The sequence below is a fragment of the Tenacibaculum bernardetii genome (assembly GCF_029125915.1).
Classification (GTDB): Bacteria; Bacteroidota; Bacteroidia; order Flavobacteriales; family Flavobacteriaceae; genus Polaribacter; species Polaribacter bernardetii.
In genome coordinates, this window is sequence record NZ_JAQJCU010000005.1 from 117,348 (window position 1) to 134,358 (window position 17,011).

Below are 17,011 nucleotides of genomic sequence, written 5' to 3' on the forward strand. Positions count from 1 at the left end.
ATCATAAATTATTGTAAATTTCCTACATGAAAATTTATGATGTTATAATTCTTACAGAAACTAGGTATTTAAATCCTACAAAAGTTGATTCTTACAGTAAAAATGTATTAAATGAGGACAACTATGTAAAAGTTGCTTTAGAAAAAATAGGCTTAAAAGTTGGTCGTCTTTCTTGGGATGACGCTACTTTTAATTGGTCTACAACTAAATATATTTTATTTAGAACTACCTGGGATTATTTTGATCGATATGATGAGTTTTCTAAATGGTTAAATAACGTTTCTAAACAAACCATTTTACTAAATTCAGAAGCTATAATTCGTTGGAATATTGATAAACACTATTTACAAGATTTACAAAAAAAAGAGGTCCTTATTTGTGAATCTTATTTTATAGAAACTACGGAAAAAAGAAGTTTACAAGAATTAGCCACAAAACATCAGCTTAAAGAGTTTGTACTAAAACCTTGTATTTCTGGTGGCGGAAGACATACTTACCGAATAAATCCTCAAAATATTCCTGACCATGAAGCTATTTTTAAGCAGTTAATAACTAAAGAAGCTTTAATACTACAGCCTTTTCAGCATAACATCGTTAAAAAAGGTGAAATTTCATTAATACTTATAAACGGTAAATTTACACATGCTGTTTTAAAAATTGCTAAAAAAGGAGATTTTAGAGTTCAAGATGATTTTGGAGGTTCTGTACACAACTACACTCCTACGCAACCAGAAATTAACTTTGCAGAAAAAGCCATAAAAGCATGTGATGAGCTTCCTATTTACGCCAGGGTTGATGTTTTTACAGACAACAATAACAACTTAGCACTTGCAGAATTAGAGCTGATAGAACCCGAATTATGGTTTAGAAACAATCCGAAAGCTGCCGATGAATTAGCGAAAGGAATTCAAAAATTAATCAATCAAAAAGCAGTGTAATTATAGTATCAAAAAATTATCTTAGAAAAAATAAATTCTTAAAATTATAATTTACCAATTTTAAGGAGAAATTATATTCATAAATGTAAAACTGATTTGTTTTTAAGAAAATGAACGGATTAACTACTAATTAACAAGATTGAATTACAAAAAAAAGAAACCTTCTTAGTTACATAGCGTTCAGTAGAAAAAAAAGGGAGTTTAAAAATAGAAACAAATAGTTATTATAAGCAAAAAAGAGTGACTTTTCAGTCACTCTTTTTTTTAAAGAAATACATTTTCTTATTTTCTTTTTCCGAAAATATATGTGATACCAATGTTTAATCCCCAAGAAGAATATGGCGCATTTTCTGCCAATTGCTTTCTTGCTAAAGGATTTGTTTGAGCATCTGCATACTCCGCTAAAGTTAACGAATCTTCGTAAGAAATTTTATCATTAATTAATGGAAGAAGAGTTCCAAAACTTTGTAATAAAGCAGGGTTTCCTCCTACTGTTTGTAATAACTGTGCTCTTGTAGCAGGTTGTCCTGCTATAGTAGCAGTAAAATCTCCAATCTCAGAAACATCTCTAGTTACACTAATACCTAAGTATTCAACTTCTCCAAACAACTCTAAATTTTTTGTTATTGCATGCTTATAACCTATAGCTCCAATAAACCCGATAGGAAATTTACCTTTAAAATCTCTAGTAAAATCCATATTTAAAGGTACAGTTGCTCCTGCAGGGGCAGCCGGGTTTAAGATAGCAGCAGGCAATTCTGCTCTAACTTTTCCAACTAGTTCTGTTTTACCACCAACCTTTGTTAAAATACCAGCTCTACCATAAAAGTTTTCAGTGATATTGTAAACAGTAGAAACAGATAATCCAAAAGCTCTACCTCTAGCTTTTACATCTACAAACGGCTGATTAGGAACATCAACAAGTAACATAGATTGGTCTGCTCCATTCAAATAACCTCCAGCAACTTCAATACCCCAGCTCTTATTAAAAAAATAACCTGTTCTTAATTGAAAATGTGAACCTTCACCATAACTACCATAAGTATTCTCTACACCACTAGTAGTTGTTTTAGTTCCAAATTGTACTCCTGCAGCCTCAAAAGAGTAACCATTACTTGCAGATACATAAAACTGTGCATTAACAGCAAGTGACGTTAAAAAAACGATCACAGATAAAATAATTCTATTCATATTTATTTCTATTTTAGATTATAAAAGTAAAAATAAAAATGGATACTAGGCTGTATTTACCTTATAAAATCGATAAAAATATCATAATTTTGTTATTCAAAAAACAAAGCTATTGAATACCAATATTTTAGATAAAAAGGTCCAAGAATTTATTAATATAAACTTGAATTCTGATATCACAAAGCTGATTTTGAAAGGAAGTCCGTTTGAGAATATATCAATACAGGAATTATCAAATCAAATTATTGGTAAACAAAAATCTAAGAACAAATTACCACATTGGTTTGCTACAAAGAACATCTATTATCCAGTAAAAATTAGTATTGAACAAACATCTTCTGAAGTAAGTGCTAAATATAAAGCGAGCTTAGTTTCTGGTAAAAACTTAATTGACATAACAGGAGGTTTTGGAGTTGATGCTTTTTATTTTTCTAAAATATTTGATAAAGTTACACACGCAGAAATCAATGAAGAATTATCAGAAATTGTAACTTATAACTACAATCAATTATCGATTAAAAACGTTCAAACAGTTGCTGATAACGGATTAGATTTCCTAAAAAAAACAACCGAAAAATTCGATTGTATTTATATTGATCCTTCTCGTAGAAGCGACATAAAAGGAAAGGTGTTTTTATTAAAAGATTGCTTACCTAATGTACCTGAAAATATTGATTTTCTATTTACAAAATCAGATACTATCTTAATTAAAAACTCACCAATGTTAGATATAACAGCAACATTAAATGAGTTAAAATTTGTAAAAGAAATTCATATTGTTGCTGTAAATAATGAAGTAAAAGAATTACTTTTCCTACTAAAAAAAGATACTAAAGCTAAAATAGAGATAAAAACACATAACGCACTGAAAAACAGTGTTCAGTGCTTTGATTTTAAATTCGCAAAAGAACACAAAACAACATACTCTTTACCAGCTAATTATCTATACGAACCTAATGCTGCAATTTTAAAGTCAGGCGGATTTAATGAAGTAGCAAATCAATATGATGTTAAAAAACTACATCAACATTCACATTTATATACATCCGAAGAATTAATACTTAATTTCCCTGGAAGGACATTTAAAATAGAAGAGGTTTATCCTTACAATAAAAAGAAATTGAAAAAAAAATTAACTATTTTAAAAGCAAATATCACCACACGAAACTTCCCTAAAACCGTGGCACAAATAAGAGTCGAAACAAAGCTTAAAGATGGTGGAGATTCTTATCTATTTTTCACAACAAATAGTAACAATGAGTTAATTGTAGTCAATTGCACTAAAACTTCGTAAAATAAAGCCTCTCTCCTTAAATATTCGTTTTTATTAGATGGCTTTTATCTTATAGTATTGAAGAATATCTTTAAAATTTTTGCTATTCACTAAGGCTTTTCAGTTCATTTACTTTTAAGTACTTTTGTTTATAACATGAAACAAGCAAGCACATATCAATCTATAAAATTATCAGAAAACTCCTCTTTAAAGGTGGATGATAATTTGGTGATTGAAGCACCACTTCAGATCAACATAAACAATGAGTCTTATACTGTAGTTATGAGAACTCCAGGAGACGATAACGAGCTTATAAGAGGACTTTTGTACGCAGAAGACATTTATAAAAGCAATGATGAATTAAAGATAGATATTATTGAAATAAATAATGATTTTTCGGCCATCTTAAATGTTAGTATTCCAAAGGAAAAATTAAGAAAAGGCTACCTTAATAAACGAACACTTTTATCAGTTTCATCTTGTGGAATTTGCGGAAAAAAAGAGTTAAAAGATCTAAAAACAAGTGATGAGCCTCTTAATAATAAACATAATGAATCAATTGATGTAACATTTGATATGTTTTTAAAAATGAATGATTTACAGTTTTTATTTAAAAACACAGGAGGAAGTCATGCTTGTGCTTTATTCGATAAAAAAAAGGAACTCTTAACTATCAAAGAAGATATTGGTCGTCATAACGCAGTTGATAAATGTATTGGCGATTTAATTAATAAAAATAAAATAAAAGAAGTAAGCTATATGCTAGTAAGCGGTCGCGTTTCGTACGAGATTGTTTCGAAGGCTTTTTTTGCTAAAATCCCTATTATTATAGCTGTTTCTGCCTGCTCTTCTTTAGCCGTTGATTTTGCGAAAGAATTTGGCATTTGCCTAATAGGTTTTAGTAGAAATAACAGAATGACGGTTTACGCTAATCCTCAATATATAAATTATGAGTGATAAAAAAATACAAGAACAACCTCCTGAGAAATTAACTGGTATTGAACTTATAGATATTCCTAAAAAGGCAGTAGGTACAAAAGCTATACAATCAGCTTTAAGTCATGTTTTTTCAGAAACAGGTGTAGTAAAAGGAATTAGCCTTCTTAAAAACATCAATCAAATTAATGGTTTTGATTGTCCGGGTTGTGCCTGGCCAGATCCAGATCAGAAAAGAGCTTTTTTAGCGGAATATTGCGAAAACGGTGCAAAAGCAGTTGCTGAAGAAGCTACAACGAATAGAGTATCTCCTTTATTTTTCGCAACACATTCTGTGCAAGAAATGTCTGAATGGTCTGATTACGAAATTGGTAAAAGTGGACGAATCACTCATCCAATGATTTTGAAAGAAGGCGCTGATAATTATGAAGAAATTTCTTGGCAAGCGGCTTTTAATCTTATTGGGAGTGAGTTAAACAACTTAAATTCTCCTGATGAAGCCATCTTTTACACTTCAGGAAGAACAAGTAATGAAGCTGCTTTTTTATATCAGCTATTTGTACGTCAGTTTGGTACCAATAACTTACCAGATTGCTCTAATATGTGTCACGAAAGTAGCGGTAGCGGACTTTCAGAAACACTAGGAATTGGTAAAGGCTCTGTTACTTTAGATGACTTTAATCATGCTGATTTAGTGATTGTTATAGGTCAGAATCCAGGAACAAATCACCCTAGAATGCTAACCGCATTAAAAGATACTAAAAAGAATGGCGGAAAAATAATGACTATAAATCCGTTGCCTGAAGTTGGATTAATGAATTATGTAGATCCGCAAAATCCTTTAAAATGGTTTGGAGCTGGTGATAAGTTAACTGACTTGTTTTTACAAGTAAAAATTAACGGAGATGTTGCCTTGTTAAAAATCATCTTAAAGATGATGAAAACTGAGGAGGAAAAATCGGGAGATGTTTTTAACCATCAATTTATAAAGGAAAAAACACACGGCTTAGAAGAATTTTTAGTTGATTTAGATAAGTATTCAATAGACGAATTATTACCCCAAACAGGCCTACCTTTAGAAGTAATTAAAGAGGCTGCAGATATGATTATCAGTAATGATAAAATTATTATTTGTTGGGCAATGGGGTTAACACAACATAAAAATGCAGTAGATAATATTCGTGAAGTTGTTAATTTACTATTATTAAAAGGAAGCATCGGTAAAAAAGGTGCTGGTACTTGCCCTGTAAGAGGTCACTCGAATGTGCAAGGCGACCGAACCATGGGGATATGGGAAAAGCCTAAAGATGATTTTTTAGATAATTTAGAAAAAGAATTTCAGTTTAACGCACCACGTAAACATGGATATGATGTTGTGGCAGCGATTGAGGCCATGCATCAGAAAAAAGCAAGTGTTTTTATAGGAATGGGAGGTAATTTTATCTCTGCAACTCCAGATACAGTATATACTGCTGAAGCTTTAAAAAACTGTGATTTAACAGTACAAATATCAACAAAATTAAATCGTAGTCACTTAATTCATGGTAAACAAGCATTAATTCTTCCTTGTTTAGGTCGTTCCGAAAAGGATAATCAAAAAAGCGGAGAACAGTTTATTACTGTAGAAAATTCGATGGGCGTTGTACATCAGTCAAACGGACATTTAACGCCTGCTTCTAAACATTTATTAAGTGAGCCCGCTATTGTTGCAGGCATTGCTAACGCTACATTGAAGAATAATAAGGTTCAATGGAGTAAATTAATTACCAATTACGATTTAATTCGCACTAAAATAGAAGCCACCATAGACGGTTTTGATAGCTACAATGAAAGAGTTCGTGTAAAAGGAGGTTTTTACTTACCCAATAATGCACGCGAAAACAACTTCTCTCCTACTTTAACTGGAAAAGCAAATTTTTCTACAAATTCACCTTCGGATATTGCTCTAGATGAAAATCAATTTATGATGATGACCATTCGTACACACGATCAATACAATACTACTATTTATGGTTTGAATGATCGTTACCGCGGAATTTTAAATGAACGAAGAGTTATTTTTATGAATCCTGATGATATGAAAAATCAAGGTCTAAAAAAATTAGACAAAGTAGATTTAACTAGTCATTTTAAAGGAGAAGAAAGAAAGGCAAACGGATTTTTAGTAATTCCGTACAGCATACCTAAACAATGTACTGCAACTTATTTTCCTGAAGCAAACGTATTAGTTCCTCTAAAAAGTAAAGCGAGAATTAGCCATACACCGGCATCAAAAACTGTGATTATAACCGTTAAAAAACAAGACTAAAAAAAGATTTGTACTTTAGTAAAATATTTTAACAAAAATCAACCTACAATTATGCCTTTTATAGAAGAAGATAAGTTTCAATTAATGCAAGAAGACTTAGATAATGCTAAGCTTAAAAGAGAAGAAGCAGAAAGCGAATTAGAAGAAACAAAAGAAGCACTTACTTCCGCTAAAAAAGGATCTATGATATTGCCTATTATATTAGGTCTAATGCTTGGAGCTGCCTTAGGAGCTACTTATTATTTTTACACCAATAATGGCGGAGTTTCTTATACTTCATCTGAAGATGAAACTGCTATAAGAAAAAGTGAAAATATAAGAGTGTTAGACAGTATTGTTAGAGCAAATGCTAGAGCCGCGAGAAACAACAGTTCTACTACTGATGAAAATAATTTAAATGAAACTATCGATTCTGTTATAGATAATACAAGCGACAAAACAATTTATTCTGTTCAAATTGGTGTTTTCTCTAAAAAGAAGCACGCTTTAATTTCTACTTCAACAATACCTTCAACCGTTACTATAAATGATGGATACTTTAAATATTCTATAGGTTTATTTGATTCTTTAAGCGAAGCTAAATCGTTAAGAAAAGAATTAATAAAAATAGGCTTCAAAGATGCTTTTGTTGCTTCATATATTAATGGAGAACGCCAAAAAATACACCCTTAAAAACAATATATAAATGCTATTTAAAATTAGTAAAAAAGCACTCATGGTATGTTTTACCTTGAGTGTTTACTTTTTATACGCTCAAACTGAAATTCCTCAGCAAGAAACTCAAATTGGCTTCGGACAACTAGATTTTTTATCTATTAAAATGCCCGATAATGAGAAAAATATGGATTTCACAGGAGTTCATTATAATTTAAAACCCAATAAGTGGAGTTATGTTGGTGTAGGTATTTATGGTGCTGTTGGCGGAATTCGTGGTGGTTTTTTTACTTTAGGAATCAATGCTGGTATTCAACATAAAATAACCGATAAACTATTTATAGATGCCGGATTTCATTTTGGCGGCGGTGGCGGAGCTGCAGCTCCTGACGGTGGTGGTGCTTTTATTTTACCTCATTTTAACTTAGGATATGATTTTAAACATTTCTCTACAACTGCAGGTTATAGTTATGTCGATTTTTTTGATGGAGGAACCATTAATAGCAGTCAATTTAATGTAGCTATTCAAATTCCTTTATCTTTTAAAACAACAAGTTTTAAAGAGCGTGAAAATTCTTTCACATATGACTTGTTAAAAAGTAGCTCTTGGGATACTCCTGCTAACAAAATTTCTTTACTCGTACATTTAAATAATTTATCTGTAACAAAAGGTTCTTATAAAGGTAAAACAATACGTTTAGCTGGTTTTGAATTAAACTCATATCTTAATAAAAACATCTTCTTTTTTGTAAAAGCTGACGGTGCCTACCACGGAATTAGAGCTGGATATATGGATGTTCTTTTAGGAGGTGGATATCATTTATCAATGAATAAAAACCGTACAAACATCTTAGCTAAGTTTGGTGTTGGTGCTGGCGGTGGCGGTGGTGTTGATACTAAAGGTGGATTTTTAATTTATCCTGATATTTCTATCGAACAAAAATTATTTGATAATATTTATGCTTCAATTAACAAAGGATATTTAATGTCGCCTGATTCACATTTTAAAGCATCTACTTTAGGCTTTGGTTTAAAATATTATATAGATAAAGATGGTGTTTCTGGAAATGACAAATATAAAAGTGGAAAATTTAAAGGTTTAGAAACAATTATAAAACAAGATTTGTATTTAAGTGCTGCAAGAGATAATAATGGTGGATTTACTCAGAACATGCATCAAATTTCTTTGCAAATAAACTTTTTCTTTAATAAGTATATTTATGGAGCCGGACAAACATCATTCGCTAATTTTGGTGATGCTGGTGCTTATGCTGAAGGTATTGTTGGTTTAGGAGTACAATCAAATACTTTTTTTAACAATACAACTTCAATCTTTGGCCAACTTTTAGGTGGAGCTGCCGGTGGTGGTGGAATTAGTACAGGACAGGGTTTAATTGTAAAACCAAGTATGGGACTAAATTACAAACTAACAAATAAATTAAATGTACGTGGTGGATTAGGATATGTTAAAGCACGAGGTGGTAAATTAAGTAGTACTTATTTAAACTTTGGTATTAGTTATAACTTTTCTTTTTTAAGCGTTAAATAATTACACCAAAACCTAACTATTACTTTTACCTATTTTGCAAACATATTTTCAATATTTTTCGACTTCTATAACCGAAATAAAGCTTCCTAAAAAGTTTACTTTTCCGTTTTATTACGAACCTCATTCGTTGTGCAAGTTAGCTTCAAAAGAAGTGCAAAATTATTTGAGTGTGCAAACAGATTTCGAACATAATTTCGGGTTAGACAACTCCAAAAAAGGAGCTATTTCAGGAAAAATGTTTGGAGTTTTAGTCGTACAAAATCAACAAAATGAAATCGGCTACATAACTGCTGTTTCTGGTAAGTTAGGCGAAAAAAACAAGCACAAAAAGTTCGTTCCACCTGTTTACGATATGCTTACTAAAGATTCGTTTTTCTTAAAAGAAAAAGAAACTTTAAGGAATATAAGTATTGAATTAGATCGTTTAGAGAATACTGCTGAGTATTTAAAATTACGTACTCTTTACGAACAAGAAACTAACAAGGCGGCTGATGATATTACAGAAAAAAAAGAAGCTTTAAAAAAAGCTAAAATTGCTCGTAAATTAAAAAGAGAAAAAGCATTTACCGAGTTATCAACAGAAGATTATGAAACTTTAATAAATATTTTAAGTAAAGAGAGTTTAGATGCCAAACATTACCTAAATAATGTAACTCGCTTTTGGGAACATACTTTGAAACCTATTAAAGAAAAACTATTGATTTTTACCAATCAAATAACGTTACTAAAAGAAAAACGTAAAACTAAATCCACAGCTTTACAGATTTATATATCAAAACAATATCAATTTTTAAATTCAAAAAAAGAGGTTAAAAATTTAGGGGAGTTATTTACGAATGTTTCTATACAAAATATTCCAGCAGGAACTGGTGAATGCGCTGCTCCAAAATTATTACAATATGCTTTTTTACACGACTTAAAACCTATTGCAATGGCAGAATTTTGGTGGGGGAAACCGCCAAATAAAGAAGTAAGGAAACACCAACAATTTTATCCGGCTTGCCAAGGAAAATGCAAACCTATTTTAACACATATGCTAGACGGAATTGAAATGGATACGAATCCGTTATTAGAAAATCCTGCTGTTGGAAAGAAACTAGAAATTGTTTTTGAAGATGATGAGTTAATCATTATTTATAAGCCTAATGACTTTTTATCGGTTCCTGGAATTCATATTCAAGATTCGGTTTATTCTCGCATTAAACAACAGATTAAAGGTGTTTCGGGTCCCATTATTGTACATCGTTTAGATATGGCTACTTCGGGTTTATTAGTTTTAGCTAAGAACAAAAATGCTCATAAAATTATACAAAGTCAGTTTATTAATAAAACGGTTAAAAAAAGATACACGGCTTTATTAGATGGAATTATTACCGAAAATAAAGGGATAATTAATTTACCACTTCGTGTAGATTTAGATGACAGACCAAGACAATTGGTATGTTATGAACATGGAAAACCTGCTGAAACTAAATGGGAAGTTATTGAAAGGAAAAACGGAAAAACAAAGGTGCACTTCTACCCTATTTCTGGTCGAACACATCAATTACGAATGCATGCTTCTCATAGTTTAGGACTAAACACACCAATTATAGGTGATGACTTGTATGGAAAAAAATCTGACCGTTTGTATTTACATTCAGATACTTTAGAGTTTGCACATCCTATTACTAAGGAGAAAATGAAATTTCATAAAAAAGCGGATTTTTAAGCTTTCACTAAAACTTTATAAAATAGTTTAGCCCAGATTGTAGCATTTGTTTGAGCTCCTCGCAGAGAGCGAGTGCGGAAAGCTGGAATTAGCTTCTGACAGAATTAAGAATAAAAAAAGCCTCTCGATTTACTGAGAGGCTTTTGAATTTACACTAATTTCTTAGCGTCTTTTACTTTTTGCTTGGTAAGCGCAATATCGATTACCTCGCTCATTTCGTTTACGTAATGGAATGTTAATCCTTTTAAGTAACTTTCTTTTATTTCTTCGATGTCTCTTTTATTCTCGACACACAAAATAAGCTCTTTAATATTGGCGCGTTTTGCTGCTAATATTTTTTCTTTAATTCCACCTACTGGCAACACTTTTCCACGTAGTGTAATTTCACCTGTCATGGCTAGTTTATTTTTCACTTTACGCTGTGTATATACCGACATTAATGAAGTTAACATAGTAATACCTGCACTTGGCCCATCTTTTGGTGTTGCACCTTCTGGCACGTGAATATGTACATCGTACTTTTCTAAAATTTCTTGTTTAATTCCGAATTTTTCAGCATTTGCTTTGATGTATTTCATCGCAATTGTAGCAGACTCCTTCATTACTTTACCTAAATTACCTGTAATAGAAAGGTTTCCTTTACCTTTAGATAAAATAGATTCTATAAATAAAATATCACCACCAACACTTGTCCACGCTAAACCAGTAACTACACCTGCAACATCATTATTTTCGTACTTACCTCTTTCTAGACGAGCAGGACCTAAAATAGTTTCGATATCTAAGTCTGATAAAGCAATGCTATACTCCTCTTCCATCGCTATTGATTTCGCCGCAAAACGAACTATTTTAGCAACTTGTTTTTCTAAACCACGCACACCTGATTCACGTGTATAACCTGCAACAATCTTTTCTAATTGTTTTTTTCCAGCCGTTAAATGTTCCGGTGTTAACCCATGCTCTTTTAACTGTTTTGGAAGTAAATATTTTTTAGCAATTTCAATTTTTTCTTCAATCGTATAACCCGTAACATTGATAATCTCCATACGATCACGTAATGCCCATGGAATTTGACCTAAGTTATTAGCCGTTGCAATAAATAGCACTTTAGAAAGATCGTAACCTACTTCTAGATAATTATCATAAAACTCGGTGTTTTGCTCAGGGTCTAAAACTTCTAACATAGCAGAAGAAGGGTCTCCTTGACTACTTTGACTTAATTTATCTATTTCATCTAAAACAAATACAGGGTTTGATGTTCCAGATTTTTTAATATTCTGAATTAAACGTCCTGGCATGGCTCCAATATATGTTTTACGGTGCCCGCGAATCTCTGCTTCATCACGTAAACCACCTAAAGACATACGCACGTATTTTCTACCTAAGGCTTCCGCTACCGATTTACCTAAAGATGTTTTACCTACTCCAGGAGGACCGTACAAACAAATAATAGGAGACTTCATATCTCCACGTAATTTTAAAACAGCTAAATGTTCTATAATACGTTCTTTTACTTTTTCTAAACCAAAATGATCTCGATCTAATATTTTTTGCCCTCTTTTTAAATCAAATTTATCTTTAGAATATTCTCCCCAAGGTAAATCTAACATCAACTCTAAATAATTACGTTGAACTCCGTATTCCGCCATTTGAGGATTCATTCGCTTTAAGCGATTCAATTCCTTTTCAAATGTCTCAGCAACCTCTTTATTCCATTTTTTTGTTTTAGCCTTTATTCTCATTTGATCTAATTCCTGATCATGAGAAACACCACCTAATTCATCTTGAATGGTTTTTAACTGCTGATGTAAATAATATTCACGCTGTTGCTGATCTAAATCAGAACGTGTTTTAGACTGAATATCATTACGCAATTGTAATTTCTGAAGTTCTTTGTCTAAATTTTTTAAAGTTAATAAAGCGCGTTCTTTTAAGTTATCTTTTTCAAGTAATACTTGTTTCTTAGCAACACTTAAATCCATGTTTGATGAAATAAAGTTCACCAAAAACGAGTTAGATTTTATGTTTTTAATAGCAAAAGAAGCTTCAGAAGGTAACATTGGGTTTTCTTTAATAACCTCTAATGCTAATTCTTTTATAGATTCTATAATTGCCTCAAACTCTTTTTCGTCATCAACTTCTTTATCATCTACTGCTTCCTTAACTCTTGCTTTTAAGTATGGTTCTTCTTGCGTAATTTCATCAATCTCAAAACGTTTTTTTCCTTGAATGATAACTGTTGTGTTACCATCAGGCATTTTAAGAACACGTAAAATCTGTGCTACAACTCCGGTTTTATGAATATCATTTAAACCAGGGTTTTCTACATCGCCATCTTTCTGAGCAACAACACCAATTACTTTATCTCCTTTGTTTGCATCTTTTATTAACTGAATAGATTTATCTCTACCCGCTGTAATAGGAATTACAACACCAGGAAATAACACCGTATTTCTTAACGGTAAAATTGGCAGTTCTTCAGGTACTTTTTCTTTATTTATTATTTCTTCATCTTCAGGAGTTAATAAAGGAATCAATTCTGAATCTTCATTAAAAGCTTCTTGAAGCGACAAATTGTCTAAATGTATAATTTTTGATTTACTCATATCTTGTATATATGTCATAGTGACATTTATATATTGTTAGCAACAATACCAAACGCACTTTTTAACTTTTAATTATTTGATAAACAGCACACTATAAACATATGCACTATTTCGCTCGATTATATAAGTCAATTGTTATGCCAAGTAAAACTTATATTACTTGTAACTAATTACAAGCTGAGTCGTCATATTAATATATTTTTACAAAAACTAACCAAAAAATGAAAACTAAACTAATTTTTATTGCTTTTATTTTACTAATAACAAGCTGTACAACGAATAAAAACTCAGATAAATTTATTAAAAATGCTACGGGCCGTTATTTTTTTAATGCTGATGAAATTATAGAGGTTAACTTTAAAGAAGGTGAATTACTTTTAACATGGCGTAATCAGCAATTGGTTCCTTTAAAAATTAACGATAGTACTTTTTATGCAAGCGAATTAAATGAAAAATTAATTTTTCATACAGATAAAGATAATATTGAATTAGCGAAAAAACGAGAACATAATGATAATGTATATGTTTTTAACAAATTAAATGATGGTGAAAAAACACCTAAAGAACATTTTGCACAAGGAGATTATAACGCTGCATTAGTTGGTTATAAAAAAATTAAAGAAAAAGACAGTTTAAATCCTATAATTAGAGAACATACTTTTAATAATTTAGGCTATCAATATTTAAGAGAAGATAAATATGAGCAAGCAATTGAAATTTTTAAAATTAACATTGCTTTATACCCTACTAGTTCTAATACTTACGACAGTACAGGTGATGCTTATTTAAAAAAATCAGATACTATTAAAGCAATTGAGTTTTATAAAAAAGCGTTGGATATAAACCCTGAAAATGGCAATGCAAAAAGGGCGTATAAAAAACTTACTAAAACTAACTAATTTGGAAAGACTAAAATATCCGATCGGAAAACCTGATATTCCACCTGAAATTTCTTCAGAAAAAATTAACGAATGGATTATTATTTTAGAAGAATTTCCTGCAAAATTAGAGCTTCTTGTTAAGAATTTATCCGAAGAACAATTAAATACTTTATACAGAGATGGTGGTTGGTCTGTTAGGCAAGTTATTCATCATTGTGCAGACAGTCATCATAATTCATACACTCGTTTTAAATGGGCGTTAACAGAAGAAGAACCTGTTATTAAAACGTATTATGAAGCGCGTTGGGCAGAATTATTCGATTCTAAAACTGCCCCTATTCAGTTATCTTTAAATTCATTAAAAGCTTTACACGCTAAATGGGTGTATCTTTTAAAAGGATTAACTGATGATGATTTAAATAAGTGTTTCATTCATCCTGATGGAAATGAAAAAGTAAGTTTAAAAGAAAATATAGGTATTTATGCATGGCATTGCAACCATCATTACCAACACATAAATCAGTTATTACTTATAAAAAAGTGGTTGTAAAACAAATTATGTATTTTTACACAAAATAATAAAGTGCTATTTATTATTTAAGTTCAGATAAAATATTAAAAAATATGATACGAAGCTACAGAAATGAAAGGTGGAAAGAAATAGTATTTGATAATAAAATCTCTGAAAAAGAAAAATTTAAAATCTCTAATTACGGTAGAATTATCAACTGTAAAAAAGAAGAAGAGTTCCTTGTAAACGAATATTTTATAAACGGTTACCAGAACTTACCATTAAAACAACGAGTAAATGGAAAAAACACCAGTAGGTATGTTCATAAACTCGTAGCAGAATGTTTTTTACCTCGTAAAGAGGATGAATTGTATGTGATTCATTTAAATTATGATAAAAAAGATAATAGGATTGAAAACCTTAAATGGGCTACAAAAAGGGAAAAAGAGGTACATCAATATACCAATCCCGAATATGTAAATAAAGTTCATAAACCCAGAACTGCAAAACTTACTGAAACTAGAGTTAAATTACTTAAACGTAAGCTAAACGACCCAAACAGAAAGACTCGTTTAAAAATGATTGCGAAACAATTTGGCGTTTCAGAAATGCAATTACATAGAATTAAAACTGGTGAAAATTGGGGATACGTTACTGAAGATTAACTTATAATAAAATTAAGATAGCAATAGTTATAAAAACTACAATTTGCGCCCATTTTAGGAACACTCCTATTTGGGCGTTCTTTTTTATTGATGTTGATATTGTTCCTGCCAAAATAGCAATTGTAGAAAATATTACAAAAGAAGTAAGTATAAATAAGCCGCCTAAGACATAAAACTGAATTACCGTAGAAATCGTTTTTGAAAACAAAAACTGAGGAAAAAATGCCAAAAAGAAAATAGTAACTTTCGGGTTTAAAACATTCATCCAAAAACCCTTTTTAAACAATTCGAAAGTAGATTTCTTAACTACATTATCTGTTGAAAACGCAATTTTAGCATCACTTTTATAAACTTGATATGCAATATACAGCAAATACAAGGCTCCGAATAATTTGATAATAAAAAACAAATTCGGATTTTGCTTTATAACTTCCGAAACCCCAAAAGCAACCAAAGTTGTATGAATAATACAACCCGTCATTAAACCAACAACTGTTGCTAAACCATATTTTTTACCATGCACAATACTTTGTGTTAGTACAAAAATATTATCTGGCCCTGGTGAAAAAGCTAAAGTAGCCGTAGCTAAAACAAACGAAATAAGAGTTTCAATCATTAATTAAATAAATATAAAAAACTACTGAAATTAATTCAGTAAAAAGTTAATTTAAGATTGATCTAAAATAGCTTTATTGATTCGCTTTACCAAACTCGGTCCTTCATAGATAAACCCAGTATAGATTTGTACTAAATCTGCACCAGCATTTATTTTATCTAAAGCATCTTTTTCAGAATGAATACCTCCTACCCCGATTATAGGAAATGCTTTGTTAGATTTATCTGCTAGGTATTTAATTACTTTCGTACTTCTTTCTTTAACCGGTTGACCGCTAACACCACCATTACCAATTTCTAATAATCGTTCTTTAGAAACTTTTAAATTATCTCTATTTACTGATGTGTTTGAGGCAATAACTCCATTTATTTTAGTTTTAGCAACCAATTCAATTATTTCATCTAATTGTTGGTTATTTAAATCTGGAGCTATTTTTAAAAGAATAGGTCTCGACTTCGCTCGACCTGACACTGAAAGCTCCTTATTTAATTTCTGAACCTCAGTAATTAACTCATATAAGTATTCAACATCATCTAGTTTTGCATGACTCCCAACATTAGGGCAACTTACATTCAACACAAAATAATCTACATACGGATGCAGTCCTTTAAAACACTCTAAGTAATCTGTTGTATAATTTTCAGGAGCAGTATCGGTGTTTTTACCGATGTTACCTCCAATGATAATTTTACCTTTATTCTTTTTTAATTGTTCGATCGCAATGATTAATCCTTCATTATTAAATCCCATTCGGTTGATAATTCCTTGATCATCTTTTAAACGGAATAATCTTTTCTTCGGATTTCCAGCTTGCCGTTTTGGTGTTACGGTTCCTATTTCTACAAAACCAAATCCGAAGTTTGCTAATTCATTATACAAAACCGCATTTTTATCAAAACCAGCAGCTAAACCAACAGGATTTTTAAAAGTTAATCCGAATAAATTACGTTCTAATTTTTTATCATTCACCTGATATAAACTTCTGAATATTGAAGCTACAAAAGGAATTTTTGTCATGAATTTCACCAATGAAAAAGTAAAATAATGAATCTTTTCTGGATCAAAAAGAAAGAAAATCGGACGGATGATTAATTTGTACATACTTCTTATCAGGTCGAGCGCAGTCGAGACCTTAATTATAGTTTAAAAAATGACCTCTCGACTGCGCTCGA

Annotated in this window: 14 protein-coding genes; 10 read left to right on the forward strand and 4 right to left on the reverse strand. The window is 31.0% G+C overall.

The features are described from left to right. Positions 1-26 precede the first annotated feature (26 nt). Positions 27-938: an ATP-grasp domain-containing protein gene (locus P2G10_RS05830; RefSeq protein WP_275315619.1), complete on the forward strand. Its 912-nt coding sequence runs from the start codon at positions 27-29 to the stop codon at positions 936-938. Between the two features lie 282 nt (positions 939-1,220). Here P2G10_RS05830 and P2G10_RS05835 read toward each other — a convergent pair whose 3' ends face one another. After that, positions 1,221-2,129 carry an outer membrane beta-barrel protein gene (locus tag P2G10_RS05835; RefSeq protein ID WP_275315621.1) on the reverse strand — a complete coding sequence of 303 codons (909 nt, stop codon included), beginning with the start codon at positions 2,127-2,129 and terminating at the stop codon, positions 1,221-1,223. Positions 2,130-2,241: 112 nt separating this feature from the next. On the opposite strand from P2G10_RS05835, the gene P2G10_RS05840 reads away from it, so the two are divergent. From P2G10_RS05840 to P2G10_RS05865, 6 genes are all read left to right on the forward strand, one after another. Continuing rightward, positions 2,242-3,423, forward strand: coding sequence for a THUMP-like domain-containing protein (locus tag P2G10_RS05840; RefSeq protein ID WP_275315622.1), 1,182 nt, complete (start codon positions 2,242-2,244; stop codon positions 3,421-3,423). A 135-nt stretch (positions 3,424-3,558) separates the two neighbouring features. After that, positions 3,559-4,359, forward strand: coding sequence for a formate dehydrogenase accessory sulfurtransferase FdhD (fdhD, locus tag P2G10_RS05845; RefSeq protein WP_275315623.1), 801 nt, complete (start codon positions 3,559-3,561; stop codon positions 4,357-4,359). Continuing rightward, the gene (locus P2G10_RS05850; protein WP_275315625.1) at positions 4,352-6,646 is read left to right on the forward strand and encodes an FdhF/YdeP family oxidoreductase; all 2,295 of its coding nucleotides are present in this window, start codon (positions 4,352-4,354) and stop codon (positions 6,644-6,646) included. The genes fdhD and P2G10_RS05850 overlap by 8 nt, the downstream gene beginning before the upstream one ends. A 51-nt stretch (positions 6,647-6,697) precedes the next feature. Then, positions 6,698-7,318, forward strand: a complete 621-nt coding sequence (locus P2G10_RS05855) for an SPOR domain-containing protein (protein ID WP_218772472.1) — start codon at positions 6,698-6,700, stop codon at positions 7,316-7,318. Between the two features lie 13 nt (positions 7,319-7,331). Then, positions 7,332-8,849: a hypothetical protein gene (locus P2G10_RS05860; protein ID WP_275315627.1), complete on the forward strand. Its 1,518-nt coding sequence runs from the start codon at positions 7,332-7,334 to the stop codon at positions 8,847-8,849. A gap of 169 nt (positions 8,850-9,018) precedes the next feature. Beyond that, positions 9,019-10,560 carry an RluA family pseudouridine synthase gene (locus P2G10_RS05865; RefSeq protein WP_338056307.1) on the forward strand — a complete coding sequence of 514 codons (1,542 nt, stop codon included), beginning with the start codon at positions 9,019-9,021 and terminating at the stop codon, positions 10,558-10,560. Between the two features lie 149 nt (positions 10,561-10,709). Here P2G10_RS05865 and lon read toward each other — a convergent pair whose 3' ends face one another. Continuing rightward, the gene (lon, locus tag P2G10_RS05870) at positions 10,710-13,184 is read right to left on the reverse strand and encodes an endopeptidase La (protein ID WP_275315629.1); all 2,475 of its coding nucleotides are present in this window, start codon (positions 13,182-13,184) and stop codon (positions 10,710-10,712) included. 203 nt (positions 13,185-13,387) lie between these two features. On the opposite strand from lon, the gene P2G10_RS05875 reads away from it, so the two are divergent. From P2G10_RS05875 to P2G10_RS05885, 3 genes are all read left to right on the forward strand, one after another. After that, complete coding sequence (locus P2G10_RS05875; protein WP_275315630.1) at positions 13,388-14,065, forward strand: tetratricopeptide repeat protein; 678 nt, start codon at positions 13,388-13,390, stop codon at positions 14,063-14,065. Continuing rightward, positions 14,025-14,597: a YfiT family bacillithiol transferase gene (locus P2G10_RS05880; RefSeq protein WP_275315701.1), complete on the forward strand. Its 573-nt coding sequence runs from the start codon at positions 14,025-14,027 to the stop codon at positions 14,595-14,597. Before P2G10_RS05875 ends, P2G10_RS05880 begins: the two co-directional genes overlap by 41 nt. Before the next feature lie 74 nt (positions 14,598-14,671). Further along, a complete protein-coding gene (locus P2G10_RS05885) occupies positions 14,672-15,223 on the forward strand; it encodes an HNH endonuclease (protein WP_275315632.1) in 552 nt (183 codons plus the stop codon). A 1-nt stretch (position 15,224) separates the two neighbouring features. Here the strand turns inward: P2G10_RS05885 and P2G10_RS05890 are convergent, their stop codons facing one another. Next, positions 15,225-15,839 (reverse strand): LysE family translocator, encoded by a 615-nt coding sequence (locus P2G10_RS05890; protein ID WP_275315633.1) that lies wholly within the window; start codon positions 15,837-15,839, stop codon positions 15,225-15,227. 51 nt (positions 15,840-15,890) lie between these two features. Beyond that, on the reverse strand, positions 15,891-16,940 hold the full coding sequence (locus P2G10_RS05895; RefSeq protein WP_275315634.1) for a quinone-dependent dihydroorotate dehydrogenase: 1,050 nt from the start codon (positions 16,938-16,940) through the stop codon (positions 15,891-15,893). Between the last annotated feature and the right edge of the window lie 71 nt (positions 16,941-17,011).

Excerpts from the sequence above, each read along its gene's own strand:
- P2G10_RS05855 (WP_218772472.1), top strand. The coding sequence starts at position 6,698 with ATGCCTTTTATAGAAGAAGATAAGTTTCAATTAATGCAAGAAGACTTA.
- P2G10_RS05880 (WP_275315701.1), top strand. The coding sequence starts at position 14,025 with ATGCAAAAAGGGCGTATAAAAAACTTACTAAAACTAACTAATTTGGAA.
- P2G10_RS05875 (WP_275315630.1), top strand. The coding sequence starts at position 13,388 with ATGAAAACTAAACTAATTTTTATTGCTTTTATTTTACTAATAACAAGC.
- P2G10_RS05860 (WP_275315627.1), top strand. The coding sequence starts at position 7,332 with ATGCTATTTAAAATTAGTAAAAAAGCACTCATGGTATGTTTTACCTTG.
- lon (WP_275315629.1), bottom strand. The coding sequence starts at position 13,184 with ATGACATATATACAAGATATGAGTAAATCAAAAATTATACATTTAGAC.
- P2G10_RS05890 (WP_275315633.1), bottom strand. The coding sequence starts at position 15,839 with ATGATTGAAACTCTTATTTCGTTTGTTTTAGCTACGGCTACTTTAGCT.
- P2G10_RS05885 (WP_275315632.1), top strand. The coding sequence starts at position 14,672 with ATGATACGAAGCTACAGAAATGAAAGGTGGAAAGAAATAGTATTTGAT.
- P2G10_RS05850 (WP_275315625.1), top strand. The coding sequence starts at position 4,352 with ATGAGTGATAAAAAAATACAAGAACAACCTCCTGAGAAATTAACTGGT.
- P2G10_RS05835 (WP_275315621.1), bottom strand. The coding sequence starts at position 2,129 with ATGAATAGAATTATTTTATCTGTGATCGTTTTTTTAACGTCACTTGCT.
- fdhD (WP_275315623.1), top strand. The coding sequence starts at position 3,559 with ATGAAACAAGCAAGCACATATCAATCTATAAAATTATCAGAAAACTCC.
- P2G10_RS05895 (WP_275315634.1), bottom strand. The coding sequence starts at position 16,940 with ATGTACAAATTAATCATCCGTCCGATTTTCTTTCTTTTTGATCCAGAA.
- P2G10_RS05830 (WP_275315619.1), top strand. The coding sequence starts at position 27 with ATGAAAATTTATGATGTTATAATTCTTACAGAAACTAGGTATTTAAAT.